This window comes from Deinococcus maricopensis DSM 21211, from assembly GCF_000186385.1.
Taxonomy (GTDB): Bacteria; Deinococcota; Deinococci; order Deinococcales; family Deinococcaceae; genus Deinococcus_B; species Deinococcus_B maricopensis.
Genome location: NC_014958.1, coordinates 1,282,501 through 1,307,637, shown reverse-complemented (window position 1 = coordinate 1,307,637; position 25,137 = coordinate 1,282,501). Strand labels below are relative to the sequence as shown.

Genomic DNA, 25,137 nt, shown 5'->3' with positions numbered 1-25,137 from the left:
CCCTTGCGGACCGGTGCGCCTCGCCCCTCCCCTGCCCCCCCTGCGGTTCAGGACACCGCCGCTGCCGCGGCGCGGCCCGCCACGCGCCCACTGAACAGGCACCCGCCCAGGAAGGTGCCCTCCAGCGCACGGTACCCGTGCATCCCCCCCCCGCCAAAGCCCGCCACCTCCCCTGCCGCGTACAGGCCCGGCAGCACCGCCCCGCCCGCCCGCAGCACCCGCCCCTGAAGGTCCGTCTCCAGGCCCCCCAGCGACTTGCGCGTCAGGATGTTCAACTTCACCGCAATCAGGGGCCCCGCTGCCGGGTCGAGCAGCGCGTGCGGTTTCGCCACACGGACCAGCCTGTCACCCAGGTACGCCCGCGCCGAGCGAATCGCCGCCAGCTGCGCATCCTTCCCGAACCCGTTGATGAGCTGCGCGTCACGCGCGCGCACCTCCCGCTCCACCACCTCATACTGCACGGCCTCATCGCCGATCAGGTCGTTCATGCCGCGCACCAGCGCGCGCAGGTCATCGCGGACCACGAAGTCCGGCCCGCGCTCCATGAACGCCCGCACGGGCGCGCCCACGCCCGGCAGCGCGCGCGCCAGCACGCCCCGCACGTCCCGGCCCGTCAGGTCCGGGTTCTGCTCCGACCCGGACAACGCGAACTCCTTCTCGATGATCCGCTCGTTCAGCAGGAACCACGTGTGCGCGAAGCCCTGCCGTGTGATGTGCGCCAGCGTGCCCAACGTATCGAACCCCGGGAAGAGCGGCGCGGGCAGCCGCTGCCCGCTCGGATCGAGCCACAGCGACGAAGGCCCGGGCAGAATGCGGATCCCGTGGTTCGCCCAGATCGGCGTGTGGTTCCGCAGACCCTCCGTGTAATGCCACATGCGGTCCGGGTTGATGACGTGCCCGCCCGCCCGCTCGGCCACGCCCTGCATCGCGCCGTCCACGTGCGCCGGCACGCCCGACACCATGAACGACGGCGCAGGCCCGAGCCGCTCCGTAGGCCACACGCGGCGCACCAGGTCATGATTCCCGCCGATGCCGCCACTCGTGACGATCACGGCGCCCGCCCCGAACGCGAACTCACCGACGACCACCCGGGAACTCCGTTCTCCGCGCGCCGCACCGTCCGGCTCCAGCACCTCCCCATGCACGCCATCCACGACCCCGTTCGTGACGCTCAGGCCCGTCACGCGGTGCCGGAACCGCAACTGAATGCGGCCCGCCAGCGCGTGCGCGCGCACCCGCCACTCGAACGGCGCGACCACGCCCGGCCCCGTCCCCCACGTAATGTGAAACCGCGGGACGCTGTTCCCCGGCCCGCCCGCGAGCGCGCCGCCACGCTCCGCCCACCCGACCACCGGGAAGAACTGCACGCCCATGCCGCGCAACCACGGGCCCTTCTCGCCCGCCGCGAAATCCACGTACGCTTCCGCCCAGCGGCGCGGCCAGTGGTCCTCGGCCCGGTCGAACCCGGCCGTGTTCACCCAGTCCTGCCACGCCAGGTCCCGCGAATCACGCACGCGCAGGCGCCGCTGCTCCGGCGAATCCACTAGGAACAACCCGCCGAACGACCAGAACGCCTGGCCACCCAGGTTCGCCTCGCCCTCCTGATCGAGCAGCAGCACCCGCCGCCCGGCATCCGCGAGTTCCGCGGCGGCCACCAACCCCGCCAGCCCCGCCCCCACCACGATGGCGTCCGCGCCGTCCGTCGTCATGCGTCACCCCCCGCGCACCCGTGCAGGCGCGCACGTCACTTCCTCTGCGAATGCGCTCACCCTAACAGCTTCCCGGGCCGCACGCGCGGGGCCCCGGGCAAGGCATGCCCGGGGCCCCGCGGAGCGCGCCCTCAGTGGCTGCCCCGGAACTCCTCCTGATTCTCGACCGCGTCCTCGTCCGGCAGCACCCCACGGCTGGTATCGCCGACAGCGGTGTTCGCGCCATTCCCGCCGCGCGCGCGGTCCACCTCCTCGCCCGTGCCGTTCGGATCGATCAGGTCCTGCGTTTTCGCGTCGTCGTTGCGTGCATCGTGGTCCGTCATGGTGCCTCCTTGTGCCCCAGTGATACCCGCCGCGCGCGAGCGCGGGATGTTGCGCACGTAAAGGGTCATTCAGGACGACCGGGCCAAACAACACTTGAGCGTGAAGCTCAAACGCAGGCACACTGAACGTCATGCGCGACCTGGACGTCTCCCCGTACCGAGCGGCCATCTCGCAACGCCGAGAACGCATTCACCGCGTTGCCCTGAACCTCTTCCAGCAGTTCGGTTACCACGCGACCACCACCCTGGACATCGCCCGCGCCGCGTACGTGTCCCGCGGAACGTTCTACAAGTACTTCCCGAGCAAAGCCGCCGTGATCCTCGCGCACGTGCAGCCGCTCATCGCCGACCTCCGCCGCCATGTAGAACGCCTGCTCCACGAGGGCGTCGCGCCGCCCGACGTGCTCGACGCCCTGTGCAACCAGGTATCCGCCGCGAGCGAACGCGAACGCACCCTGATCGCCCCGCTCGTGCAGGAAGTCCTCGCCACCGACGCCGGCGACACCTTCCGCCGCGCTGCCACTTCCCCCCTCATGAACGTCCTGAACGTCGTCGCCGACGCCCTCCACGAACGGGGACTGCTGCGAGAGCACGTCTCACCCCGCCAGGTCAGCACCGCCATGATGGACTCCTACCTCATCACGGTCCTGCGCTGGAACCCCGACACCAGCGCCCTGAGCTTCCGCGATGCGTGGCGCCTGAACCTCGACATGCTCCTGCACGGCGCCCTGCGCCGCCCCCCGCACGCCTGAGCGGCCAGGCGGGACATGCCCCTCACGCCGGGGGCGCCCCCATGGGCGAGGCCCTTATAGGAGCGCCGCTACGGGCAAGAACCCAATGGGCACGCGTCCCACAACGGCGCGGATGATGGTTCTGGTCTTTCCGGAGGATGCAGTTCATGACGGTGCGGCCTGCTGAAACTCACGCTGGAATTTCGCTGTAGACGACGTTTAGGGTGAACGGAAGGCGCCTGCGTTTTGGTGGGTCTGGCCTCGCGTTGTCGGAGTTGGGGGTACAGAAGTGAGCGGCGCTGCGCTCGTGAGCACTGGTGACGCATCTGGTTGGTCGTTATGTGCTTGCCACGCGGTTCATGCAGATGAAGCCGACCTTGCCTCATGACGTCGCTGGCGCAGTAGGGTCGGCAGCGGATGATTTGTTTGCGCGGGCACCCCTCGCGGGTAGCACGCCCGGACGTACACGCGGGATCACCTGGGGACCTGACCATGGTGCTTGAGGAGCCTGTGGCGGCTGAGTGGGGTGCCCGCGCGGATCCACCATGCGGGCTTTGCGAAGCTCGCGCTGACGGATTTGCGGCAGCCTCAGACGGTGCACGCCCACCGCGTTGCTGTTGGACTTTCCGACACTCATGTCCTTGGTGATGCGCTGTGCACATCTATGGGGCGCCGTGAGGCATCCTTGAGCGTTGGGCAAGCCTTAAGGCATATGCGGCACTGACGCGCGCGTGCCTATCCTGCGGGTACGCGAACGCAGGGACGCGCTGGACGTTCCCCTCACGCGGTCGTGGTCAACAGCGAGGCCCGCCATCCAGGCGGGCCTTCGTCATGCGTGGTGATGTAGCACGCGCTGGCCTGATAACCATGGCCCGCTGACGCCTGATGAGCCCCCAGCCAGGGCTCTCAGCCCGCCAGGGGTGATGCGTGCAGAGCGCTGTACCGACAGCCTCCACGCAACGATCCGAGCGTTGTACGCCGCCTATGGATGCGCACGCAGTGTGACGCGAGCTTCCCATTAAAACGGCCCAGGCCATGCATTAGGTGTTCCCGTTCCGAGGCGGTCAGGTGCGCGCATCCTGGCGGTAGATTTCGAAGGACGCAGCTATGACGATGGAGGCACGGGTGCTTCCACCCGGCAGTCGTAGGCACCCGTACCGCAGTGCGCGTCCGCCACGTTGCCCAGCGCGCGCTGGGCATGCACACGTCCTTACGGGCATGAAAAACCGCCCCGGGAGCAGTCAGAATCGCCTCTAACCTGCCTGGCTTGCCAGACAGTTAAGGCAGTACCGAGAAGTCCAGCACCGCCAGCAGCAATCGGCCCACCGACTACAGCACGCTCAAACCAGAGATCCGATACGCCCTCGACGGCAGCAGCGGATTAGATCGGGCACGCACCCTTAATCCGACCTTGAACTCGTTCAGCAGCCCATCCGTCGATCACGGTCACGTTTGGCGTTCAGGCTATACGTCGATGGGATGGGCCCGATGACGTTGCTGATGTACTCCACCGCATTGACGGTGTACCGATAGGAGATCTCTGGGCTGCCCCCTCGGCAGGCTTCAGCCGTCGGGACCGCCGGTTCCCCGGACTGTTCGGGTCACGCTCTAGGCGTCAGGGTCGCTCACCTTCGCGACCTAGAGCACTTGCGCGGAAGCTTGCGGCAGCACATGGAACGCCTCTCCAAGAGCAGGCTGGTACAGGGTAGGAACGCCCCAGTCTTTCTCCAGCGACCGTCGGCTTCGGGTCTGGCGATCTCGCCTCATTTCAAGTGGGCGGCCTTTCGGAGCATGAAAAAACCGCCCCTGAGGGCGGTCAGTTCGGTTTGACGGGTGTCAGTCCCGGCTGGGGTAGATGCCTTCCGTGCAGATGTAATACCGCACAACGCCCCCCGTGGCGGATTTCGGCGCGGCGTTGCGCAGATCCGGCAGGCGGAACGTCGTCTGCCCATTCCCGCCGTACTGTGTGCCCAGCAGCGAGAACAGCGCGGTGTTCTGCGCGATGCTCATCAGCTGACCTTCGGCGGGCAGACCCGAACCGTACGAGGCAGCGCTCAGGCGCACGTCGCCCAGGACACAGTCGCTCGAGGACCGTCCGGGTTGAAGGCCGCCACCATCGCCGAATCGAGAGTTCAGCTCCGTCAGTCCGGAGGCGCCCTGCGGTCCTTGCGGGCCAGTCGCGCCTTGGGGGCCCTGCGGGCCAGTGGCCCCCGTCGCACCGGTGTCACCCTTGGGCCCCTGCGGTCCGGTCGCGCCCGTGTCCCCTTTGGCGCCTTGCGGGCCGGTTGCACCAGCGGGCCCTGTGGCTCCCGCCGCGCCGGTGTCGCCTTTGAGACCCTGTGCGCCTGTAGAGCCCGTGGCGCCCATCGGGCCTTGTGCGCCCGTATCGCCCTTGAGGCCTTGCGGGCCAGTGGCGCCCGTCGCGCCGGTGTCACCCTTCGGCCCCTGCGGTCCGGTCGCGCCCGTGTCCCCCTTGGCGCCTTGCGGTCCGGTTGCACCAGCGGGCCCCGTGGCTCCCGCCGCGCCCGTGTCGCCTTTGAGGCCTTGCGGCCCTGCGGCGCCCGCCTGGCCCTGAAGGCCTTGTGGGCCGACTGGACCAACGGGGCCAGCCGGGCCGGCGGGTCCAGCCATGCCCATTGGTCCAGGCAGGCCCATGGGGCCTTGCGCGCCCGTCTCCCCTTTTTCACCTTGCGGGCCTTGAGCCCCAATTTCGCCTTTTTCACCTTGGGGGCCTTGGGCGCCCATCAGGCCCTGAAGGCCAGGAACGCCCTGGGGGCCAGTTTCGCCTTTTTCGCCCTGGGGCCCTTGTGGGCCGACCGAGCCGGTCCCACCTGGGCCCACCGGGCCTTGCGCGCCGGTGTCACCTTTCGGCCCTTGCGGTCCTGCCGGGCCGGTGTCGCCCGGTGCCCCTTGGGGACCGGTGGCACCCTGCGGACCTTGTGGCCCTTGCGGTCCGGGCGCGCCGGAGCCGGCAGGCAGCCAGAGGAGTTTGCCGTTGCTGTAGGCGAGCATCTGGCCGTCCTGCGGGGCGGTGGCAGCAAGTTTGCTGGTGGTGACGCTGCCGTCCGCGAGACGCTCGGTGGTGATGGGCGCGTTGCGGGTGTCTTGGAGGGCGGCGCTGAGGTTGGCGAAGTTCTGGTTGACTTCGTCGGCCCTGATGGGTGTCAGGGGTTTGAAGACGTGCGCGATGAAGGCAGGGGCTTCGCCGGCGGCGTAGGCGCCGGCCAGGCCGAGGGTCAGGCCGAGCGCGACGGAGCGGAAGTTGATCCAGGGGGTTTTGGTCATGGGGTGCCTTATTGCCAGGTGGCGGTGTTCCAGGTACTGCTGTTCCAGACGCTGGTGGGAGACGGAAGGGTGAAGTTGGCGCAGGACGTGAGGAGAAGTGCTGCGCTGACCACGACAAGCCACCGTTTCTTCATTACCCGCTCAGCGTAACCTTAAATTCCGCTCACCTGTGGAAAATTCAACGAATGGCACAGCCCGGCGACCGGGCCTTGTTTATTTGGGGCCTAGCCTGCTCCGCATCCCCTTCGCGCTGAGCTTCCTCCTGGATCCTGCGGTGTCCCCTGCGCACGCCCGCGTACAGCAATGCTCGAACGCCATCATGTTCATGGGCGGCTCAGTCCCTCCCAGGGCAGGCCACACTCCTGCTAGCGAGCGCGTGAAACCTCAGGGCGGATCGGCGTTGCCTCTCAATGATGTTGAGTGCGTAACCACCGTGAGGCCATAGCTCCGCCCCAGCAGGTACAGAACCTCCTTGAATAACCCGACCGCCCCACTCACCTCCGCATACGTGGGCTTCACCATCGCGGGAGTGCGCACCGCGTGATTGCCTACGCACGCGTGGTTCAGTCTGCATGAGCGGGCCATCGATCCCTGAAGAGTTCCGGAGCGGTAGGGGTCAAGTCCTGTTCTCCTGCTGGCGCCGGTCCGCGATCTATCAATCCATACACTGGAAGTCATCGTCATGAGTGAGCACCCTGCAGACGGTTTCCCAGGTCAACTCGTCGCCATTGACGCAGCGAATCTCGAACGGTACGTTCCGGATGTCCTGCTCACGGTGCTGTCTCCAGCCACAGCGTGTACCAGGGTGGCGAGGCGCGCCCCAACGTGAGCGCGGCCCAGCAACTATCCTGGTGCGGGGTCTGCAGGGATGAGCAGGCGACTGTGCCAATGGTCGTTCACGCTGGGCGAGTAAGGCCCCGCGCACGTCATGGGCGGCAGTGTGGTCGGCATCAGCGGGCATACCACTCCCTGGGCCCAAGGTGGGCGCAGAGGTGCTCCCCTCTGGTGGGGGCGTGTGCTACTCCTCCAATATGACCTCATGGAGAAAGACCCCTGCCCGCCTGGAAAGCGTGGGGCATTTTCATTGGCGCCATGGCGTTGATGGGCAGTTATATGCTCCTGCCTGAACTGCTGGAGGCGTCATGAAGGCGGCCGTGTTCCGCTCGTGGTGGAAGTCGTGGTGGAAGGTTCTATGGCCCGGATTCGCGAGCTGGCACTTCCTGATTCCTGCGCTGCCCACGCTGGTCCGTGCGCGCGTGGTGGAAGGCCGGTGCTGGTTGCGTTGATGTGGCGGCAGATCATGCAGCAGGACAGGGTGCTGGAGGAAAGCATGGGAGGTTCATGTGGGGTTGAACCCCTCACGGGTCCCGGGGCTTCAGCGTCACTTAAGTGCCCGCCACCGTCCGGCACCTGCGCGTCTTCATCACTAGGGTCTTCAGGGAGACGGCGTGGAGTGAAACCATCCTGCCTTCGTCGCCGAAGCTCCCGCGCCCGCTCGAACGGAAGGGCGCGTCAGGCACAACTTTGCCATCATCGTCCTGCTGGACCTGTGGCACGGCGAAGCGCTTGGCTTGCAATAGAGTGACTTGAACCTCAACCCGGGCACTAGCACTGTCGCTGGCGGTCTCATGCTGATCAACAGCTGCCTCTTCTCAATGCGCGGGAAGACCGTCAACGCGAGCTGCACCCTGTACCTCCGCTCGACCAGCAGCACGCTTCCGATGACGGCCCGCGCACTATTGGGGCGCCTGGACGTTCCCCGTCGCAACGGCAACCCGTTGTCCGCGGCACTTGGCAGTGTGCACTCGAACGCTGCCCCAGCCCCTCTCTATGCCGCATGCAAGCCTTGGGCTGCACAGCCATCACGCCACTGCTTGAGAGCGGCGCAGGCCCGCGCACGGTGGTGGCCATCGTAGGGCACGCCGACCCGACCATTACGTTGAGGCTATACACTCACAGTCGCGCGGAAGGCCGCAAAGCGGCCCTGATGCAAGTGGCAACAGGCTTCGAACACTTGATCCCCGACATTGCGTAGGGGTGAAACAGGGGTAACGAGATGGTTGAACAGCAGGAACAACAGCGTCCCGCGACGGCGCGGATGATGGAATTGGTCTTTCCGAAGGACACGAATTACCACGGGACGGCGTTTGGCGGGTTCGTGCTGAGCCTGATGGATAAGGTCGCGTCGGTCGCGGCGATTCGGCACAGCAAGAGTGGCGTGGTGACGGCGCGGATGGACGCGGTGGATTTCCACGTGCCGATTCGCGTCGGTGACGCGGTGGCGCTGGAGGCGCACGTCGTGAAGGTCGGGCGGACGAGCATGACGATCCGCGTGGACGTGTACCGTGAGCACCTGGCGAGCGGGGAGCAGCAGCTCGCCACGAGTGGGAGTTTCGTGTTCGTGGCGGTGGACGCGCAGGGGCGGCCCGTGCCGGTGCCGCCGCTCGCGCCCCTGGCGGACGCGGCGCAGTGACGTCCGCGGGCGAGGGCGCGCCGCTGCACCTGACGCTGGTGCGGCATGGCGTGACCGCGTGGAACACCGAGGGCCGCTGGCAGGGTCACAGCGATACGCCCCTGTCGGCGGAGGGTGAGGCGCAGGCGCGGCTGCTCGCGCGGCGCCTGCGCGCGTCGGATTTCGACGAGGTGCATTGCAGTGACCTACAGCGCGCGGTGCGCACGGCGAATCTCGCGCTGCCGGGGGCACCGATCATCCTGGACCCGCGCCTGCGCGAGGGGCATTTCGGGGCGTTCGATGCGCGCACGCAGGCGGAGAATGAGGCGCATGCCGGGTGGGCGGCGTGGCTCGCGGACCCCTGGCGGGAGCGCATGCCGGACGGTGAGAGTTTCGAGGAGGTGGGCGCGCGGGCGCTGGCGTGGGCGAATGAGCTGCCGTCCGGGCAGCGTGTGATCGCGTTCGCGCACAGTGTGTTCATTCGGGCGTTGATCTGCACGGCGCTGGGCATTCCGGTGCCGGCGCGGGGCGGCGCGGCGTTCCCGTTCCCGCTGCGCATCGCGCATGCGAGCCTCACGCGGCTGCACCGCACGCCGCACGGGTGGGACCTCGTGACGTTCAGTGATGTGGCGCACCTGGAGTCCTGGGCAGACGGGTGATGGCCAGTCGTGGTCGGCGCCTCGCTGGTGGCTGCGGCTCTTGATCACTGGCGCCGGGCTGACCACGGTGTTCCGCGGTTCGCCCGGCGGGGCGTCGGTGCGGGCGCTCACGGTGGAGGGCTGTTTCGTGACACCCTACCGGTGCACGCGTCAGACTGGGCAGTACATGTTTTTCTGGGAGTCGAAACAAGATCGCAGCCGCAGGGATCTCGAGCGGTGCCTCGCAACTCATGCGTCCCGGCTTGACGCGCTCGGCGTGACGCACGAAATTATCACGTCCGGCACGGAGGGGCAGGAGTGGTTCCATCAGTTGCGGCTCACCTGGCATGGTGTACAGTTCGTGGAGTTTCGGGTGGGGTGGGTGCGCGTTCCGGAGCACCCGTGGTACCTCGAATACCCGTTGCGGGCGGGTCAGCCACGCAACCCGTATGGGGTTCAGCGTCCGTTCTACGCGCGTTACCCTGGGCTGGCCCTCATCTCGGCTGAGTTTGAGGCGACAGTTCTGGACGCTCTGGCGGGAGCGATCGGTGACGACCGTCGGGCGTGAAGCTCAGGCAGCGTTCGTCCCTGCGGTGGGCGCGGATAGTGGGAGGGGTGATGACGCGGCGTTTGATGAGCTTTACGTCTGAGCTTCTGAGGCTTTCGCAGATGTCGCGGAAGTGTTGGAATGGCGATCATGCGCGCTCAAGTCAGCGCAGGCACCGTGGGCCTGGCGCACCGGACCTGCCAATGGAGTACACCTGATGGGAACTGATTCGTTACGGGCTGGGTTGTTCGATTCGCATCTGCACACGCCGCTGTGCGGGCACGCGAGCGGGTCGCCGCGTGCGTACGTGCAAGCGGCGCTGGAGGCGGGCCTGGCAGGCGTGGTGTTCACGGATCACATGCCGATGCCCGCGTGGTATGACGCGCCGTGGCGGATGCGCCGCGATCAGCTCGACGAGTACGTGGCGTTGGTGCTGGAGGCGCGCGCGGCGTTCGCGGGGCGCGTGGAGGTGCGTCTGGGGTTGGAAGCGGATTTCCACCCGGGCACGGAGCGGTACGTGGCGGAGGTGCTGGCGGCGCATCCGTGGGATTACGTGATCGGCAGCGTGCATTACCTGGGCGCGTGGGGTTTCGATAATCCGGAGTTCCAGTCGGAGTACGCGGCGCGCGATCTGGGAGAGCTGTACGGGCAGTATTACGCGCTGGTGGAGGGCGCGGCCCGGTCGGGGCTGTTCGACAGCATCGGGCACCTGGACCTCCCGAAGAAGTTCGGGCACCGCGACCCGGGCGGGACGGCGGCGCTGCGGGCGCTGGACGTCGTGGCGGAGCGCGGCTTGAGTCTGGACTTCAACACGGCGGGGTGGCGGAAGCCGGTGGCGGAGGCGTACCCGGCGGTGAACCTCGTGCAGGCCGCAGCAGCGCGCGGTGTGCCGTTCGTGCTGGGCAGTGACGCGCACGCGCCCGGCGAGGTCGGGCACCGGTTCGCGGAGGCGCTGGAGATTCTGGGTGGTGCGGGCGCGCGGGTTGTGACGTACCGCGGGCGGGAGCGGCAGGATGGATAAGAAGCAGGTGCTGGGCGTGCTGGAGGCGACGGCGGAGGTGCTGGAGCTGCTGGGCGAGTCGGAGTTCCGCGTGCGGGCGTACCGTGGGGCGGTGCGGGGCCTGGAGGCGACCGAGGAGGACTGGGCGGCGCTGCTGGCGTCGGGGTTCGCGGGGGTGCGGGGCGTCGGGCCGGGCACGCGCGCAGAACTGCAGGCGCTCGCGGAGACGGGCGTGTTCATGCCGTTCGAGGAGGCGGCCGCCTTGATTCCGCCGGGCGTGCTGACGCTGCTGCGCGTGCGTGGCCTGGGGCCGAAGAAGGTGCGGGCCCTGTGGGACGCCGGCATCGATTCGCTGGAGGCGTTGCGGGAGGCGGCGCGCGATGGGCGCCTGGCGGCCCTGAAGGGCTTCGGCGCGAAAACCGCCGTGAAGCTGCTGGAAGGTGCGGAGTTCGCGCTGGCGATGCAGGCGCGGCAGCACCTGTCGGTGGGCGTCCGGATCGTGGAAACGCTTACGGAGGCGCTGGCGGGCCTTGAGCCGCGCGCGGCCGGGGGCGTGCGGCGCGCGGCGGAGACGATCGAGGACGCGCAGGTGACGGTGACGGGCACCGCCGAGGCCGTGCGGGCGCGCCTGACGGGCCTACTAAGTGACGTGGCCGATCACCCGGACCTGCCAGCCCTTACGGGGCGCCTGGATGGCGTGCCGGTGGAGGTCGGGTACGCGGCTTCGGACGCGCGGGGTGCGCTGGACGTTCTGTATGGCGGTGGACGGGTGTTCCGCGAGAAGTTGGTGCAGGACGCTGCCCGCCAGGGCTTCGCGCTGACCGCCACCGGCCTGCGGCGCGGGGACGCGCTGACGCCCACGCCCGCGGAGGCGGACGTATTCGCTACGCTCGGGCGCACGTGCCCACCCGCGGAGTACCGAGAGCCGGAACACGAGGGCCTGCTGGACGCCCTGCCGGGCGCGGAGGCGCTGATCACGGTGCGGGACATCCGCGGGATGCTGCACACGCACAGCACGTGGTCGGACGGCACCGCAGGCATCCGGGAGATGGCGGAGGAGGCCGTGCGGCGCGGGCACGCATTCCTGGGGACGGGGGACCACTCGGTGAGCGCGCATTACGCGAACGGGCTGAGTATCGCGCGCCTGCGCGAGCAGCTGCGGGAGGTGCGGGAGCTGCAGCGGGCGGGCGTGCCGCTGGTCGCGGGCTCCGAGGTGGACATCCTGGAGGACGGGACGCTCGACTTCCCGGATGACGTGCTCGCGGAGCTGGATTACGTGGTGGCGAGCGTGCATTCGCGCTTTGACCTGCCGGCGGACGCGCAGACGGCGCGGATCGTGCGGGCGGCGCAGCATCCGCTCGTGACAATCCTCGGGCACCCGACGGGGCGGCTGCTGGTGCGCCGGCCCGGGTACGCGCTCGACCTGGACGCGGTGATGGCGGCGTGCGCCGCGGCGGGAACGGTGGTGGAGATCAATGCGAGTCCGTACCGGCTGGACGTGGACTGGCGCGTGGCGCTGGCGTGGCGCGGTCGGGTGCGGTTCGCGATCAACACGGACGCGCACGTGCCGGCGGGGCTGGGGGACGCGCGGTACGGCGTGATGGTGGCGCGCAAGGCGGGCCTCACGCCGGAGGATGTGGTGAACAGCCTGGACCGGGAGGCGTTCCTGGCGTTCGTGGCGCAGCAGCGCGCCGCGAGGTAAATGCAGGAGAGAAGGGACCGCGTGTATGCACGCGGTCCCTTCTCTTGGGGTGTTACTGCCGGGCGCCGAAGTCCTGCGTCCAGTAGTCGCGTTGATTGCCGCTGCTGGTCAGCCCGATACCGTAGCCGACGCCGAGTTCGCGGTAGTCGGGGTCCATGATGTTCGGGCAGTGGCTGGGGCTGCCCATCCACGCCTTGAAGGTGGCCTGGGCGCCGCCGTATCCGGCGGCGATGTTCTCGCCGAGGACGCTCCAGTTGGTGTAGCCCGCGGCGACCATGCGCTGCTGCGGCGTGACGCCTTCGAGGCTGTTGTGGCTGAAGTAGTTGCGCGTGGCCATGTCGTCGCTGTGCTGCTGCGCGGCGATCGTCAGTTTGGCGTTGAGGGTGAGGGGGGTGGCCGGGCCGAAGTTCGCCTGGGTGTGTTCGCTGTCGGTGGGGCAGGTGGCGCCGGTTTTGCGGACGGCGTTCACGAGGTTCAGGATGGCCTGCGCTTCGGCGGTGGCGGGCGTGGTTTGCGCGGGGGTGCCGCCGGCGTTATGTGTGGTGTCGGAGGGAGCCGGGGTGGGGGTGGCGCTGCAGGCGGCGAGTGCAGCCGTCAGGGCGATGGGCAGGAGGTGGCGGGGGGACATGCTCTTATGGTAGGAAAACCGCTCCAGAAAAGCGGTTAGGTTCCTCACGCGGGGCCGTTATTTATGCAGAAACGCTCACACCCACAGGGGGCATGAGCGTTCTGCTCAACGGGAGTGACTTCGTTCGGCCGCTTCGTGTATGCAGTGTATACACGGAGCAGGGGGCGCCCAAACGGGCGCCCCCTGCTTCAGTGCTGGTCAGCCCGCGCGGACGGGCGCGCGCAGCATCGGTTCGAGCGCGGCCATGAACTTCTCGAACCCGGCAAAGTCCAGTTGCTGCTCGTTGTCGCTCAGGGCCGTGGCGGGGCTGGGGTGCACCTCCACGTGAATGCCGTCCGCGCCGACCGCCAGGGCCGCTTTCGCGAGCGGGATCAGCAGGTCACGGCGGCCCGCGGCGTGCGTCACGTCGACGATCACGGGCAGGTGCGTTTCCTGCTTCGCGAGTGCCACGGCGGACAGGTCGAGGGTGTTGCGCGTCCACTTCTCGAACGTGCGGATACCCCGCTCGCACAGGATCACGTTCTTGTTGCCTTCGGCGAGGATGTACTCCGCGGCGTACAGCCATTCCTCAATGGTGGCGGACAAGCCGCGCTTGAGCAGCACGGGCTTCCCGGCACGGCCCACTTCGCGCAGCAGGCTGAAGTTGTGCATGTTGCGCGCGCCGACCTGCAGGATGTCCGCGTATTCTGCGACGATTTCCACGTCGCGCGTGTCCATCACTTCGGTGACGAACAGCTGGTTGTTTTCCTTGGCGGCGCCCGCGCCGAGGATCAGGCCGTCAACGCCCATGCCCTGGAACCCGTACGGGCTGGTACGGGGCTTGTACGCGCCGCCGCGCAGGATGCGCACGCCCTTCCCGGCGAGGAACGCGGCGGTGGTGTCCATCTGCGTTTCGCTTTCGATGCTGCACGGCCCGGCGATGATGATGGGCGCGCCGCCGCCGCCGACGGTCACGCCGCGGATGTTCAGGACGGTGTCGTCGCGCTGCACCTTGCGGGACACGAGGAGCTGCTTCTTGTCGTTGCTTTCCTCGAGGTCGAGGCTGGCTTTGAAGATTTCCTTGAAGATGGCTTTTACGGCAGCGGTCGTGAACGGGCCGCGGTTGAGCGCTTCGATCTCTTTGAGCTGCTGTTCCTCGCGGGCGGGGTCGTAGTGGTTAGGTCGGCCCTCCTGCGTTTTGGCGCGGCCGATCTCGGCGACGATCTCGCCGCGCTGACTCAGCAGCTTCAGCAGTTCTTTGTTGATGTCGTCAACTTGGCGACGAAGGTCATCAATCCTGGTCATTGAGACAGTGTAGTGATTGCGCTGGGGCGCGCGTCCGCGTGAACTAGCCAGAATGTCTAACAGCCCCACGAAAAACGCGGCTCGGAGCCGCGTTTTTCGTGGGGGGTGATGGGTTACTCGAGGGCGCCGGTGGCGGCTTCGCGGGGGGCGCTCATGCGGGACAGGACCACGCCGAGTTCGTACAGGGCGTAGATGGGCAGGGCGACGAGCATCATGTTCCACGGGTCGGGCGTGGGCGTGATGACCGCGGCCAGCACGAGGATCGCCATGAACGCGACCTTGCGGGCGCGGCCGAGCAGGGTGTGGTTCACGATGCCGATTTTCGTGAGGACCACGGCGAGGATCGGCAGTTCGAAGAAGATCCCGAACGCCACGAGGAACGTGACGATCTGCGAGAGGTACGCGCTGAGGTTGAACATGCCCGCCACCTGCCCGCCGAGGAAGTCCGCGAGGAACTTGACCATGGGCGGGAGAATCACGAAGTAGCAGAACACGCCGCCCGCCAGGAACGACAGGCCCGCGCCCATCACGAACGGGGCGGCCCACCGGCGCTCTTCCGGGTACAGGCCCGGCGCGATGAACAGCCACACCTGATGCAGGATGAACGGCAGCGCGAGCGCGAGGCCGCCCCACAGGGCGACGTTGAAGCTGAGGATGAACTGGTCCGTGAGTTGCATCACGACGAGTTGCAGTTTCCCGGACTGGTACAGCTGCGTGTGCGTGAGCGGCTCTTTGAGGAGTTCGATGAGTTGCGTGCGGTACGTCCACGCTGCGCCCGCGCCGATCACCAGGAAGATGAGTGCGTAGATGATGCGTGAACGCAGCTCCTCCAGGTGGTCGAGGAGGGGCGCGGTGGTGTCCTTGGCCATACTCGCCTCCCGGTTCAGGCGCGCGGCGTGCCGTCTTCGCGGGTCACGACGGTGGTGTCGCCGCGCCCGTCGCGGGTTTCCTCACGGAAGCCTTTGATGCCCTGCCCGAGGCCCCGGCCGATTTCCGGGATTTTCTTCGCGCCGAACAGCAGGACCAGCACCAGAATGATCAGACCAATTTCCAGAATGCCCATGGGGTTCTCCTTACGTGAGCGCCTTGCCGCGCGCTCGCTTGTGTTCAAGTTATACGCGCGGGCTCGCCGGACGGATGTGCCGCGAGGCACGGACCCTGGCCGTTCCTGAACCTCCGCGCCCGGACGGGCGCGGGGAGGGGCGGGCACGCGCGCGTGCCCGCCCCTCCCCCACCTGGGTGGTTACTCGCTCTGGCGGGCGAGCCAACCGGCCAGCCACGGAAGTTTGCGTTCCACTTGGGCGCGCACGCCGTTCCAGTAGCGGCGGCTCCAGCCGGTGACGGTCCGCTGCTTCCCGCGGGCGACGGCGAGGGCGCCTTCGGGGACGTCCTCGTGGACGGTGCTGCCCGCCGCGATGAACGCGGCGTCGCCCACGGCGCGCGGGGCGATCAGGGTGCTGTTGCTGCCGATGAACACGCCCGCGCCGATGTCGGTGCGGTGCTTGTTGACGCCGTCGAAGTTGGCGATGATGGTGCCCGCGCCGACGTTCGTTTCTGCGCCGATGGTGACGTCGCCGAGGTACGCGAGGTGCCCGGCCTTGACGCCCTCGTGCAGGGTGGCGTTCTTGACTTCCACGAAGTTGCCGATGTGCACGCCGCCCGCGAGGTTCGCGCCGGCGCGGAGGCGCGCGAACGGCCCGACGTCGCTGCCGCTGCCGACCACGGCGCCTTCCAGCATGCTGTGCGGCTTGATGACGGCGCCCGCGCCGATCTCGCTGTCCTCGATGACGCTGTACGCGCCGATGACGGCGTCCTCGCCGATGACGGTGCGGCCGCGCAGGATCACGCCGGGCTGGATGGTGGCGTCACGGGCGATGCGGACGGTGTCCTCGATGTACGTGCTGGCCGGGTCGGTGATGGTCACGCCGTCGCGCATGTGGCGCGCGTTGATGCGTTCGCGCATCAGGCGCTCCAGCACAGCGAGCTGCGCGCGGTCGTTGGCGCCCATGACCTCGCCCGCGTCGGGAATGCGGAAGGCCTGCACGGGCGCGCCCTCGCCGCGGTACAGGGCGATCAGGTCGGTGATGTAGTACTCGCCGGCGGGGTTGTCGTCGGTGATGCGTTCCGCGAGGGCGGGCGCGCGGTCGTCCATGACGTACACGCCGCTGTTGAATTCCCGCACGCGTTTCTCTTCGGGGTTCGCGGCTTTTTCCTCCACGATGCGCGCCACTTCGCCGTTCTCGTCGCGGATGATGCGGCCGTACCCGGTGGCGTCCGGCAGTTCGCTGGTGAGGACCGTCAGGGCGCTGCCGTGCGTGCGGTGCTGTTCGAGCATGCGCGCGAGCGTTTCCGGGGGGAGCATGGGCGTGTCGCCGTACAGCAGCAGCACGTCCGCGCCGCCCTGCAAGGCGCGCGCGGCGACGAGGAACGCATGGCCGGTGCCGAGCTGGCGGTCCTGGCGGACGAAGCGGACCCCTTCGGGCGCGAGGGCCGTTTCAATCTGGTCCGCGCCGTGTCCGGTAACGACGATAATGTCGCGCGCGCCGAGCGTTTTGGCGGCGTTCACGCTCCAGCCGACCATGGGGCGGCCGGCGACGGGGTGGAGCATTTTGGGGAGTTTGCTTCTCATGCGCGTGCCCTGGCCCGCCGCGAGAATCACGACGTCCAGCGGCACGCGCCGCGTGCTGGGTTGGGGTTCAGTCATGGGTTACCTGCGTACAAGTGAGCGTGTACGGTTTCAGTGTAGCGGGGTGCGGGTGGGCGGCGCGTCCCAAAGCGAGACAAGGCACAAACGCCCGGTGTGCGCAGAGGGGGGTGAACGCGCGGCGTTCACCCCCCTCTGGCGGCGTCACGTTACTGCTGCGCGGCGAGCTGATCGGTGGGGCCGCTGTCGGCGGGAGCCGTTCTGGCTTTGCGGCGCAGCGTGATGAGGAAGTAGATGCTGACGAGGATCAGGGGGATGCTGATGAGCTGCGTTTCGGTCCACAGGCCGATGCCGGGTTTGTCGAGGCCTTCGCTGAGGTACGACTTGAGCGGCAGCGGGTTCAGGCGGAAGGTTTCCTCCCAGCCGGCGCGCAGCAGGCTGTACCACAGCCAGAACTGCCAGAACGTCCAGCCGGGAATGCGGGAGCGCAGCCAGAAGAACGCCGCGACGGACAGCATGATGCCGATGATCACGCCGTACATCTGCGTGAAGTGCACGGGCGCGGTCATGACCATCTGCCCGCCTTTGTTCACGCAGTACTGCGCGAGGTTCAGCGCGGTCTGCGGGTTGCACATGGCGTCGTGGAACGCGCGGGCGCTGTCCGGCCAGACGTACCCGACGGGCCAGCCGGTGACGCGGCCGACGGTGTCGCTGCCGTTCATGATGTTGCCGATGCGCCCGCCGATGATGCCGAAGGCCACGCCCGGCACGAACAGGTCCGCGTACTGGTAGAAGTTCAGGCGGTAGCGGCGGGTGTAGTAGATCAGCACGAGAATCCCGGCGATCAGGCCGCCGTGGATGCTGATGCCGCCCTGGCGGATGTTGATGATGTCCACCAGCAGCGGCACGCCGCTCTTCCCGGCGAACAGGTGCCAGGACGTGGCGACGAACACGATGCGCGCGCCGATGACGCCCCACACGACCGCCCACAGGATCATGTCCTGCAGCAGGTCGGCGTTCAGGCCGCGTTGCCGGGCAAGGCGCGTGCCGACGAAGCTGCCGAGGAGGATGCCGGCTGTGATGAGAATGCCGTACCAGGCAACGGTGAAGCTGCCGATCTGAAATGCAACGGGGTCCATAGGTTGGCCCCAGTGTAACCGGGCGCACGGCGCGCGCGGGCGAGGTTCAGGTGAGACGGTGCACGCGCAGTTTCGCGGTGATGCGCGCGGCGCTCAGGACGCCTTTGAGGAGCACCTGATCGCCGCGCGCGAGGACGGGGACGTCCCAGCCGTAGCGCGCTTCGAGGTCGGCGTGGCCGGTCACGTCCACGGGCGTGTAGGGCACGCCGAGGCGCGTGAGGGTCGCCTCGGCGTCCTCGCAGAGGTGGCAGCCGGCGCGGGTGTAGAGCGTGAGCGTGGGCGCGGCGGTCATGCGAACACGCTCTTGGCCGGGTCGTACAGGCGCCACAGTTCAAACAGGCCGATCAGGACGTGCAGGACGAACTTCGCGGCGATGCCGGCGAGCAGGCCGATGAGGGTGCCCCAGGCGCTGCGGAGCGCTTCCGGGAACGGCTTGCGGACGATGAACAGTTCGGCGATGAGGGCGCCCAGCAACGGGCCGATGATCAGGCCGAACGGAATGATGGGCAGGATGCCGACCAGGCCGCCGATCAAGGCGCCCCAGATGGCCTGTTTGCTGCCGCCGTAGCGGCGCGCGCCCCACGCGGACGCGAGGTTGTCGACGAAGCCGACAAGGATGGTGACGACGCCAAGCGTGATCAGGAACGGCAGGTCCGGCCAGACCTGGAAGCCGTCAAGGAAGGTGGCGACGACGCTGCCGACGAAGATGATGAAGGTGGCGGGCAGGACGGGAATAAAGGTGGCGACCAGCCCGATCAGCCACACCACCAGAAAGACCAGGAACGCCAGGGACATACGCTTTACGGTACGCGGTGATGCGCGGCGGCGTTCCGCCACGCGGCGGATGCGGGGGTGTGGGGTGGCGCGGCAGGCTGGAGGCATGAACGATCTGCAGACGAAATTGAGTCGGCGCCTGTCGTACCTGTTGCGGCACGCGCCGCACGAGGCGGGATTGACGCTGGAGCCGGGCGGGTGGGTGCGCGTGGATGACCTGCTGGCGGGGTTGCGGCGCCTGGGCGTCGCGGCGACCCGCGAGGCTGTGGAGACAGTGGTGCGCACGAACGACAAGCGGCGGTTCAGCCTGGACGGCGCGGGCGAGCGGATCCGCGCGAATCAGGGGCACAGCGTGCCGGTGGACCTGGAGCTGACGCCCAGCGTGCCGCCCGACGCGCTGTACCACGGCACGGTGCGCGCGGCGACAGGGGACATTTTTCGGGAGGGGCTGCGGCCGATGGCGCGGCATCACGTGCACCTGTCGCCGGACACGGCGACAGCGGTGCGGGTGGGCGCGCGCCGGGGCCGCCCTGTGGTGCTGCGGGTTGACGCCGCCGGCATGCACGCGGCCGGGCACCGGTTTTACTGCAGCGAGAACGGCGTGTGGTTGACGGACACTGTGCCGCCGGCGTTCCTGTCGGTGTTACCAGCGGACGGGACACCCTAACGCTCGTTTGTTCGCTCACGGTAGACTGCACGCATGAAGGCAGTCATCGTGTCCGCCTCCCGGACGCCCGTCGGAAAATTCATGGGCGCCCTCGCCCCCGTGAGCGCCGTGCAACTCGGCGCCCTCACCCTCCGCGAAACCCTCCAGCGCGCCGGCCTGAACGGCGACCTCATCGACGACGTCATCATGGGTCAGGTCGTTCAGGCCGGCAGCGGCCAGAACCCCGCCCGCCAGGCCGCCATCCACGCGGGCGTCCCCAGCAGCGCCGGCGCCCTCACCGTGAACAAGGTGTGCGGCAGCGGCCTCAAGGCCGTGATCCTCGGCGCGCAGAGCATCCGCGCGGGCGACCAGACGGCCGTGCTCGCCGGCGGCATGGAAAGCATGAGCAACAGCCCGCACCTGCTGCCCCGCGCACGCTTCGGCTACCGCCTGGGACACGCGGAAGTCCTCGACGCGAACACCCTCGACGGCCTGTGGTGCAGCATCAACAACGAAGGCATGGGCCTGACCGGCGAGCGCGTCGCCGACAAGTACGGCATCACCCGCGCGGAGCAGGACGCGTACGCCGCCGACTCGCACCGCAAAGCTGCCGCCGCGCAGGCGAGCGGCGCGTTCGACGCGGAAATCGTGCCCGTCACCGTCCCTGGCCGCAAGGGCGACCTGGTCGTCACGCAGGACGAAGCGATCCGCGCGGACACCACCGCCGAGGCCCTCGCGAAACTCAAACCGGCCTTCAAGGCGGACGGCAGCGTCACCGCTGGGAACGCCCCCGGCCTGAACGACGGCGCGAGCAGCCTGCTGATCATGAGTCAGGACGCCGCGCGCGCGCACGGCCTCACGCCCCTCGCGGAAGTCGTCGGGTACGCCACGGGCGGCCTCGACCCCGAATGGGTGATGATGACGCCCGTCGCAGCCACCCAGAAGCTCCTGAAGAACCTCGGGTGGACTGCCGCCGACGTAGACCTGTGGGAGCTAAACGAGGCGTTCAGTGTGCAGGCCCTCGCCGTCATGCGCGAACTGGACCTCGATGCCGCCCGCGTGAACGTGAACGGCGGCGCCGTCGCGCTCGGGCACGCCATCGGCAACAGCGGCTCGCGTATCCTCGTGACGCTCCTTCACGCCCTGCAGGCGCGCGGGCAGGAAACAGGCGTGGCGACGCTGTGCATGGGCGGCGGCAACGGCCTCGCGCTCGCCGTGCGGCGCCTGGGGTAAGGTGCGCGCATGAACCTGTTCGTGCTGATCAGCCAGTACCTGAAACCCCAGGCCGACGTCGACGTGGTCACGCCCCGCCACCGCGCGTGGCTGGACGACCACTACCGCTCCGGCACGTTCCTCGTGTCAGGCCGCCAGGACCCGCCCACGGGCGGCGTCATCGTGGCGCGCGCGCAGAGCCGCGAGGCGCTCGAAGCGCTCATGGCGAACGACCCGTTCGTGCTGGAAGGCTGCGCGGCGTACACCATCACGGCATTCACGCCCGTGAAGCGCGGCGCGGCCGTGCACCTCGACGACATTCCTCTCGTTCAGTAACAGTGACGCGGAGGCGCCCCGCGGGGCGCCTCCGCACGGTAAGGAGCAACGCATGAAGTTCGGTGTAATCGGTGCAGGGCAGATGGGCGCGGGCATCGCGCAGGTGGCGGCGCAGAGTGGCTTCACGGTCGTGCTGCGCGACATGGAGGACCGCTTCCTGGAACGCGGCCGTCAGGTGATCGAGCGGAGCCTCGCGAAACTCAGCGAGAAAGGCAAACTGGACGGCACGCCCGAGGAGGTGCTGGGCCGCATGACATTCACGACGGACCTCGCGGCGTTCGCGGACTGCGACCTCGTCGTGGAGGCCATCGTGGAGAACGAGGGGGTGAAGGCGCAGCTGTTCCGGGACCTGGGCGGCATCGTGAAGCCGGAAGGCATCCTGGCGAGCAACACCAGCAGCATCCCCATCACGAGTCTCGCCACCGCCAGCGGCCGCCCGGAGCGGTTCATCGGGATGCACTTCATGAACCCCGTGCCGCTGATGCAGCTCGTGGAAGTCATCCGCGGGTACAGCACCAGCGACGACACCGCCGCGTTCGTGGAGAGCACCGCCCGCAAGATGGGCAAGACGCCCCTGTCGTGCAACGACTTCCCGGGGTTCGTGAGCAACCGCATCCTGATGCCCATGCTGAACGAGGCCATCCAGTGCGTGATGGAGGGCGTCGCGGAGCCCGAAGCGATCGACGGGATCATGAAGCTCGGCATGAACCACCCGATGGGGCCGCTCACGCTCGCGGACTTCATCGGCCTCGACACGTGCCTCGCGATCATGGAGGTGCTGCACCGCGGCCTCGGCGACGACAAGTACCGCCCCAGCCCGCTGCTGCGCAAGATGGTCCAGGCGGGCCTGCTGGGCCGCAAGAGCGGCCGCGGCTTCTACACGTACTGAGGGCGCCGCCCCCTGGCAAGGAGGAGGGCGGGACCAAGTGTCCCGCCCTCCTCCCTGTTCGTTCAGGCCCGCTGCGTCACAGCGGGCGGCGCCAGAACGGCGCCCGTACGGTGGTCAGGCGCCTCGTGCGGCGTGACGAAATAGAACGCGATGGCCAGCAGGATATACACGGCGATCAGCATGACGCCCTCGAACCAGGTCGTCTCGCCGTCCTTCGTGACCGCCGTGACGATCAACGCGACCGCCACGATCGCCACCAACTCCAGCGGACTGGTGAAGATCAGGTTCATGGGCTTCCCGAGCAGATGGCTGATCAGCACCAGCAGCGGCGCGGTCAGCAGCGCCACCTGGACGGTCGCGCCCACGGCGATGCTCACCGCGAGGCCGATCTGGCCTTTGCGGGCGAAGTACGTGGCGCCCAGGTACTCCGCGAAGTTCCCCACGACCGCGAGCACGATGATCCCCAAGAAGAACGGGCTGAGGCCCAGCGTGCTGCTCGTCGCCTCCAGCGCGCCGGACAGCATCTCGGATTCCAGGGCGATCAGGGCCGTGCCGCCCACCAGGACCGCGAGGGCACGCGCGAGCGGCCACGGCCTGCCGTGCATCTCCTCGCCGCCGTCCAACGCGAACACGTCGCGGTGCGTGACAAGCGTGTACACGAGGTTCAGCAGGTACACGGCGATCAGCACGACCGCCACGCCCAGGCTCAGCGCGTCGTTCAGGCGCGCGCGCTCCGCCGCGTCACTCGGCGTGAACCCCGGCAGGCGCTCCGTGTAATCGAAAAACGCCGGGAGCAGTAACGCCACCACCAGCAGAAACAGCATGCCGCTCAGCTGCCCGGCGTTCTCGCGGCTGAACGTCTGCTTGTGCCGCCCGAAGCTGCCCACCACAATCGCGAGGCCCAGGCCCAGCAGCGCGTTGCCGATCAGGCTGCCGGTGATCTGCGCCTTCACGACCGCCTGCTGCCCCTCGATCAACACGAAAATAGCGATGATCAGCTCCGCCAGGTTCCCGAACGTCACATTCAGCAGGCCCCCGATGGTCGGGCCCGCGTGATGCGCGACGTGCTCCGTTGCCTTGCGCAACCAGTCCGCGAGCGGCACGACCGCCAGCGTGGACGTGATGAACACCCACAGCGGCGGCGCGTGCACGACGTACTCCAGCACCAGTGACACTGGTACGAACAGCAGCAGCAGATTCATGAACATGCGCTCAGGGTAACGTGACGCCCTTTCGCACCAGAAAGCACGGTCCTTCATGTCCGCCGCCCGTACCTTGCAGGCATGAGCGCGTCCGCCACCACCCTGCTGCAAGACACCTACCTGCGCCGCGCAGGCGATCACCCCTGCCGCTTCCGTTACACCCACCCCGACGGCACCCCATACACCGACGAGGCCGGCCTCGCGCGCATCGCGAAGCTCGCCATTCCGCCCGGCTACCAGGACGTGTACGTCAGCCCCGACGCGGACGCGGACCTGCAGGCGTTTGGGCGGGACGCCGCCGGGCGCCTGCAGTACCGGTACCACGCAGACTTCCTGCAGGCCCGCGCCGGCCGCAAGTGGGCGCGCCTGGGCCGCTTCGCGCGGGCCCTGCCGGCCTTCCGGACCGCCACGACCACGGACCTGCGCCGCACCGGCCTGCCGGAACGCAAGGTGTTAGCCATCATGACGCGCGTGCTGCACGTCGCGCGCTTCCGGGTGGGCAGCGAGGCGTACGCGCGCGCGCACCGCACGTACGGCCTCTCGACACTGCTCAAACGCCACGTCCGCGTGGACGGCACCACCGTGGAATTCAACTTCAAGGGCAAACACGGCGTGCAGCAGCACCGCTTCATCACCGACCGCACGGTGGCGAGCGCCGTCGAGCGCCTGCTGGAGCTGCCTGGCCCGCACCTCTTCCAGGCCGTGCAGGCGGACGGCACGCCCTGCCGCATTCACGCGCCCGAGGTGAACGCCTATCTGCGAGACGTCATGGGCCCGTTCACCGCGAAGGACTTCCGGACGTGGGGCGGCACGCTGCTCGCCGCGGAGTACCTCGCGGAACTCGGCGCGCCCGCCACGGAACGAGACGCCCGCAAAGGCATCGTCGAGTGCGTGAAAGCCGTCGCGGAGGACCTCGGCAACACGCCCGCCGTGGTCCGCGCGCACTACGTCTGCCCGGTCATCTTCGACCGCTACGCCGAAGGGCGGGTGCTGGACGATTTCGAGCCGCGCGCCAACCGACTCCCCACTTCGCTGGAGGGCCTCACGCGCGCCGAAGCGGCCCTCGCGCGCCTGCTCGCCAGCCGCCCCCGCAAAGGCGAGTGACGACCCGCTCAGTGCGCAAAATCCCCCCGTGCTAGCGTAGAGAGATAGGCCCGCACGGGCCGCAGCACCAACATCAAGGGCCCCCGGGCCCGTGGAGGCACGAAAGCGTGACGATGTTCGAATCGCTCGGCAACAAACTGCAAGACATCCTCGATAAACTCCGCCACGAAAGCAAACTCACCGAAGCGCAGGTCAAAGCGGCCATGCGCGAAATCCGCATGGCGCTCCTCGAAGCGGACGTGAACTTCAGCGTCGCCAAGGACTTCGTCGCGCGCGTCACTGAAAAGGCCGTCGGGCAGGAAGTCATGGGCAGCCTCAACGCCGGCCAGATGGTCGTGAAGATCGTCAACGACGAACTGATCGAAACGCTCGGCGGGCAGGCCAAGCAACCCACCCTGAAGAACGAAGGGAACATCTTCTTCATGGTCGGCCTGCAGGGCGCCGGCAAAACCACCAGCACCGGCAAGCTCGCGCAGTACTACAAAAGCAAAGGCCGCCGCGTCCTGCTCGTCGCCGCCGATACCCAGCGTCCCGCAGCGCGCGACCAGCTGAAGATCCTCGGCCAGCAGGTCGGCGTGCCCGTCCTTGAGGTCGCCAACGGCGAAACCCCCGCCGAAACCAAACGCAAACTCGAGGCGCACCTCCAGAGTGACTACCGCGACCTCATCATCGTGGACACCGCCGGCCGCCTCCAGATCGACGAAGCGCTCATGGACCAGCTCGCGGACCTCAAGGGCGCCCTCTCCCCCACTGAAACGCTCCTCGTCGTGGACGCCATGACCGGCCAGGAGGCCCTGAACGTCGCCGAAACGTTCGAGAGCCGCATCGGCCTGTCCGGCCTGATCATCACGAAGATGGACGGCGACGCGCGCGGCGGCGCGGCCCTCAGCGC

The 25,137-nt window shown here is 68.3% G+C and carries 26 protein-coding genes (1 of these 26 only partly in view); 14 read left to right on the top strand and 12 right to left on the bottom strand.

What is annotated here, in order from left to right; all coding sequences use genetic code 11:
• Positions 1-47: 47 nt before the first annotated feature.
• A complete protein-coding gene (locus tag DEIMA_RS06110; protein WP_013556358.1) occupies positions 48-1,709 on the bottom strand; it encodes an FAD-binding dehydrogenase in 1,662 nt (553 codons plus the stop codon).
• Between the two features lie 131 nt (positions 1,710-1,840).
• The gene (locus tag DEIMA_RS06105; RefSeq protein WP_013556357.1) at positions 1,841-2,032 is read right to left on the bottom strand and encodes a hypothetical protein; all 192 of its coding nucleotides are present in this window, start codon (positions 2,030-2,032) and stop codon (positions 1,841-1,843) included.
• A gap of 131 nt (positions 2,033-2,163) precedes the next feature.
• Between DEIMA_RS06105 and DEIMA_RS06100 the strand changes: the two genes are divergently transcribed.
• The gene (locus DEIMA_RS06100) at positions 2,164-2,784 is read left to right on the top strand and encodes a TetR/AcrR family transcriptional regulator (RefSeq protein WP_013556356.1); all 621 of its coding nucleotides are present in this window, start codon (positions 2,164-2,166) and stop codon (positions 2,782-2,784) included.
• 1,815 nt (positions 2,785-4,599) lie between these two features.
• Here DEIMA_RS06100 and DEIMA_RS18480 read toward each other — a convergent pair.
• Positions 4,600-4,827, bottom strand: a complete 228-nt coding sequence (locus DEIMA_RS18480; protein WP_245528374.1) for a phage tail protein — start codon at positions 4,825-4,827, stop codon at positions 4,600-4,602.
• A gap of 873 nt (positions 4,828-5,700) precedes the next feature.
• On the opposite strand from DEIMA_RS18480, the gene DEIMA_RS18475 reads away from it, so the two are divergent.
• From DEIMA_RS18475 to DEIMA_RS06060, 7 genes are all read left to right on the top strand, one after another.
• Positions 5,701-6,198: a hypothetical protein gene (locus DEIMA_RS18475; protein ID WP_218915639.1), complete on the top strand. Its 498-nt coding sequence runs from the start codon at positions 5,701-5,703 to the stop codon at positions 6,196-6,198.
• A gap of 992 nt (positions 6,199-7,190) precedes the next feature.
• The gene (locus tag DEIMA_RS18205) at positions 7,191-7,334 is read left to right on the top strand and encodes a hypothetical protein (RefSeq protein WP_013556354.1); all 144 of its coding nucleotides are present in this window, start codon (positions 7,191-7,193) and stop codon (positions 7,332-7,334) included.
• A 770-nt stretch (positions 7,335-8,104) separates the two neighbouring features.
• Positions 8,105-8,521, top strand: coding sequence for an acyl-CoA thioesterase (locus tag DEIMA_RS06080; RefSeq protein WP_013556353.1), 417 nt, complete (start codon positions 8,105-8,107; stop codon positions 8,519-8,521).
• Positions 8,518-9,159, top strand: coding sequence for a histidine phosphatase family protein (locus DEIMA_RS06075; RefSeq protein WP_013556352.1), 642 nt, complete (start codon positions 8,518-8,520; stop codon positions 9,157-9,159). Before DEIMA_RS06080 ends, DEIMA_RS06075 begins: the two co-directional genes overlap by 4 nt.
• 166 nt (positions 9,160-9,325) lie before the next feature.
• Positions 9,326-9,706: a hypothetical protein gene (locus DEIMA_RS06070; protein WP_148234915.1), complete on the top strand. Its 381-nt coding sequence runs from the start codon at positions 9,326-9,328 to the stop codon at positions 9,704-9,706.
• Positions 9,707-9,902: 196 nt separating this feature from the next.
• On the top strand, positions 9,903-10,706 hold the full coding sequence (locus DEIMA_RS06065) for a histidinol-phosphatase HisJ family protein (RefSeq protein WP_013556351.1): 804 nt from the start codon (positions 9,903-9,905) through the stop codon (positions 10,704-10,706).
• A complete protein-coding gene (locus tag DEIMA_RS06060; RefSeq protein WP_013556350.1) occupies positions 10,699-12,387 on the top strand; it encodes a helix-hairpin-helix domain-containing protein in 1,689 nt (562 codons plus the stop codon). The genes DEIMA_RS06065 and DEIMA_RS06060 overlap by 8 nt, the downstream gene beginning before the upstream one ends.
• A 52-nt stretch (positions 12,388-12,439) precedes the next feature.
• On the opposite strand, the gene DEIMA_RS06055 is transcribed toward DEIMA_RS06060, so the two are convergent.
• The 8 genes from DEIMA_RS06055 to DEIMA_RS06020 all read right to left on the bottom strand — a co-directional run bounded on the left by DEIMA_RS06055 (position 12,440) and on the right by DEIMA_RS06020 (position 18,877).
• A complete protein-coding gene (locus DEIMA_RS06055; RefSeq protein WP_013556349.1) occupies positions 12,440-13,015 on the bottom strand; it encodes a CAP domain-containing protein in 576 nt (191 codons plus the stop codon).
• A gap of 198 nt (positions 13,016-13,213) precedes the next feature.
• Complete coding sequence (locus DEIMA_RS06050) at positions 13,214-14,299, bottom strand: bifunctional 3-deoxy-7-phosphoheptulonate synthase/chorismate mutase (RefSeq protein WP_013556348.1); 1,086 nt, start codon at positions 14,297-14,299, stop codon at positions 13,214-13,216.
• Between the two features lie 113 nt (positions 14,300-14,412).
• Entirely contained in the window at positions 14,413-15,168 is a 756-nt protein-coding gene (gene tatC, locus DEIMA_RS06045; protein WP_013556347.1) for a twin-arginine translocase subunit TatC, read from the bottom strand.
• 14 nt (positions 15,169-15,182) lie between these two features.
• Positions 15,183-15,362, bottom strand: a complete 180-nt coding sequence (tatA, locus tag DEIMA_RS06040; RefSeq protein ID WP_013556346.1) for a twin-arginine translocase TatA/TatE family subunit — start codon at positions 15,360-15,362, stop codon at positions 15,183-15,185.
• A gap of 180 nt (positions 15,363-15,542) precedes the next feature.
• On the bottom strand, positions 15,543-17,003 hold the full coding sequence (gene glmU, locus DEIMA_RS06035; protein WP_013556345.1) for a bifunctional UDP-N-acetylglucosamine diphosphorylase/glucosamine-1-phosphate N-acetyltransferase GlmU: 1,461 nt from the start codon (positions 17,001-17,003) through the stop codon (positions 15,543-15,545).
• A 149-nt stretch (positions 17,004-17,152) separates the two neighbouring features.
• The gene (gene lgt / locus DEIMA_RS06030; RefSeq protein ID WP_013556344.1) at positions 17,153-18,082 is read right to left on the bottom strand and encodes a prolipoprotein diacylglyceryl transferase; all 930 of its coding nucleotides are present in this window, start codon (positions 18,080-18,082) and stop codon (positions 17,153-17,155) included.
• Between the two features lie 46 nt (positions 18,083-18,128).
• Positions 18,129-18,374: a glutaredoxin family protein gene (locus DEIMA_RS06025; protein ID WP_013556343.1), complete on the bottom strand. Its 246-nt coding sequence runs from the start codon at positions 18,372-18,374 to the stop codon at positions 18,129-18,131.
• Positions 18,371-18,877, bottom strand: a complete 507-nt coding sequence (locus DEIMA_RS06020; RefSeq protein WP_013556342.1) for a DUF456 domain-containing protein — start codon at positions 18,875-18,877, stop codon at positions 18,371-18,373. The genes DEIMA_RS06025 and DEIMA_RS06020 overlap by 4 nt, the downstream gene beginning before the upstream one ends.
• 85 nt (positions 18,878-18,962) lie before the next feature.
• On the opposite strand from DEIMA_RS06020, the gene DEIMA_RS06015 reads away from it, so the two are divergent.
• The 4 genes from DEIMA_RS06015 to DEIMA_RS06000 are packed head-to-tail and all read left to right on the top strand — an operon-like array spanning position 18,963 to position 21,939.
• Positions 18,963-19,523, top strand: coding sequence for an RNA 2'-phosphotransferase (locus tag DEIMA_RS06015; RefSeq protein WP_013556341.1), 561 nt, complete (start codon positions 18,963-18,965; stop codon positions 19,521-19,523).
• A 33-nt stretch (positions 19,524-19,556) separates the two neighbouring features.
• Positions 19,557-20,735 carry a thiolase family protein gene (locus DEIMA_RS06010; protein ID WP_013556340.1) on the top strand — a complete coding sequence of 393 codons (1,179 nt, stop codon included), beginning with the start codon at positions 19,557-19,559 and terminating at the stop codon, positions 20,733-20,735.
• A 9-nt stretch (positions 20,736-20,744) separates the two neighbouring features.
• A complete protein-coding gene (locus DEIMA_RS06005; RefSeq protein WP_013556339.1) occupies positions 20,745-21,050 on the top strand; it encodes a YciI family protein in 306 nt (101 codons plus the stop codon).
• Positions 21,051-21,102: 52 nt separating this feature from the next.
• Positions 21,103-21,939: a 3-hydroxyacyl-CoA dehydrogenase family protein gene (locus DEIMA_RS06000; protein ID WP_013556338.1), complete on the top strand. Its 837-nt coding sequence runs from the start codon at positions 21,103-21,105 to the stop codon at positions 21,937-21,939.
• Between the two features lie 62 nt (positions 21,940-22,001).
• Here DEIMA_RS06000 and cax read toward each other — a convergent pair whose 3' ends face one another.
• Complete coding sequence (cax, locus tag DEIMA_RS05995; RefSeq protein WP_043816503.1) at positions 22,002-23,147, bottom strand: calcium/proton exchanger; 1,146 nt, start codon at positions 23,145-23,147, stop codon at positions 22,002-22,004.
• A 75-nt stretch (positions 23,148-23,222) separates the two neighbouring features.
• Here cax and DEIMA_RS05990 point away from each other — a divergent pair, with 75 nt between their 5' ends.
• Positions 23,223-24,245 (top strand): DNA topoisomerase IB, encoded by a 1,023-nt coding sequence (locus DEIMA_RS05990; RefSeq protein WP_013556336.1) that lies wholly within the window; start codon positions 23,223-23,225, stop codon positions 24,243-24,245.
• Positions 24,246-24,358: 113 nt separating this feature from the next.
• A protein-coding gene (ffh, locus tag DEIMA_RS05985) for a signal recognition particle protein (protein WP_043817139.1) crosses the window boundary here: on the top strand, positions 24,359-25,137 show its 5' portion. Its footprint extends 565 nt past the window's final position; 779 of the gene's 1,344 nt are visible here — the first part of the coding sequence; its start codon is at positions 24,359-24,361; its stop codon lies off the right edge, out of view.

What these genes read in the sequence shown, in the direction of transcription:
- DEIMA_RS06015 (WP_013556341.1), top strand. Translation starts at nt 18,963, where the DNA reads ATGAACGATCTGCAGACGAAATTGAGTCGGCGCCTGTCGTACCTGTTG.
- DEIMA_RS06025 (WP_013556343.1), bottom strand. Translation starts at nt 18,374, where the DNA reads ATGACCGCCGCGCCCACGCTCACGCTCTACACCCGCGCCGGCTGCCAC.
- lgt (WP_013556344.1), bottom strand. Translation starts at nt 18,082, where the DNA reads ATGGACCCCGTTGCATTTCAGATCGGCAGCTTCACCGTTGCCTGGTAC.
- DEIMA_RS06010 (WP_013556340.1), top strand. Translation starts at nt 19,557, where the DNA reads ATGAAGGCAGTCATCGTGTCCGCCTCCCGGACGCCCGTCGGAAAATTC.
- DEIMA_RS06020 (WP_013556342.1), bottom strand. Translation starts at nt 18,877, where the DNA reads ATGTCCCTGGCGTTCCTGGTCTTTCTGGTGGTGTGGCTGATCGGGCTG.
- DEIMA_RS06080 (WP_013556353.1), top strand. Translation starts at nt 8,105, where the DNA reads ATGGTTGAACAGCAGGAACAACAGCGTCCCGCGACGGCGCGGATGATG.
- DEIMA_RS06000 (WP_013556338.1), top strand. Translation starts at nt 21,103, where the DNA reads ATGAAGTTCGGTGTAATCGGTGCAGGGCAGATGGGCGCGGGCATCGCG.
- tatC (WP_013556347.1), bottom strand. Translation starts at nt 15,168, where the DNA reads ATGGCCAAGGACACCACCGCGCCCCTCCTCGACCACCTGGAGGAGCTG.
- DEIMA_RS06005 (WP_013556339.1), top strand. Translation starts at nt 20,745, where the DNA reads ATGAACCTGTTCGTGCTGATCAGCCAGTACCTGAAACCCCAGGCCGAC.
- cax (WP_043816503.1), bottom strand. Translation starts at nt 23,147, where the DNA reads ATGTTCATGAATCTGCTGCTGCTGTTCGTACCAGTGTCACTGGTGCTG.
- DEIMA_RS06100 (WP_013556356.1), top strand. Translation starts at nt 2,164, where the DNA reads ATGCGCGACCTGGACGTCTCCCCGTACCGAGCGGCCATCTCGCAACGC.
- DEIMA_RS06105 (WP_013556357.1), bottom strand. Translation starts at nt 2,032, where the DNA reads ATGACGGACCACGATGCACGCAACGACGACGCGAAAACGCAGGACCTG.
- DEIMA_RS05990 (WP_013556336.1), top strand. Translation starts at nt 23,223, where the DNA reads ATGAGCGCGTCCGCCACCACCCTGCTGCAAGACACCTACCTGCGCCGC.
- DEIMA_RS18205 (WP_013556354.1), top strand. Translation starts at nt 7,191, where the DNA reads ATGAAGGCGGCCGTGTTCCGCTCGTGGTGGAAGTCGTGGTGGAAGGTT.
- DEIMA_RS06065 (WP_013556351.1), top strand. Translation starts at nt 9,903, where the DNA reads ATGGGAACTGATTCGTTACGGGCTGGGTTGTTCGATTCGCATCTGCAC.
- tatA (WP_013556346.1), bottom strand. Translation starts at nt 15,362, where the DNA reads ATGGGCATTCTGGAAATTGGTCTGATCATTCTGGTGCTGGTCCTGCTG.
- DEIMA_RS06060 (WP_013556350.1), top strand. Translation starts at nt 10,699, where the DNA reads ATGGATAAGAAGCAGGTGCTGGGCGTGCTGGAGGCGACGGCGGAGGTG.
- DEIMA_RS06110 (WP_013556358.1), bottom strand. Translation starts at nt 1,709, where the DNA reads ATGACGACGGACGGCGCGGACGCCATCGTGGTGGGGGCGGGGCTGGCG.
- DEIMA_RS06070 (WP_148234915.1), top strand. Translation starts at nt 9,326, where the DNA reads ATGTTTTTCTGGGAGTCGAAACAAGATCGCAGCCGCAGGGATCTCGAG.
- glmU (WP_013556345.1), bottom strand. Translation starts at nt 17,003, where the DNA reads ATGACTGAACCCCAACCCAGCACGCGGCGCGTGCCGCTGGACGTCGTG.
- DEIMA_RS06055 (WP_013556349.1), bottom strand. Translation starts at nt 13,015, where the DNA reads ATGTCCCCCCGCCACCTCCTGCCCATCGCCCTGACGGCTGCACTCGCC.
- DEIMA_RS06050 (WP_013556348.1), bottom strand. Translation starts at nt 14,299, where the DNA reads ATGACCAGGATTGATGACCTTCGTCGCCAAGTTGACGACATCAACAAA.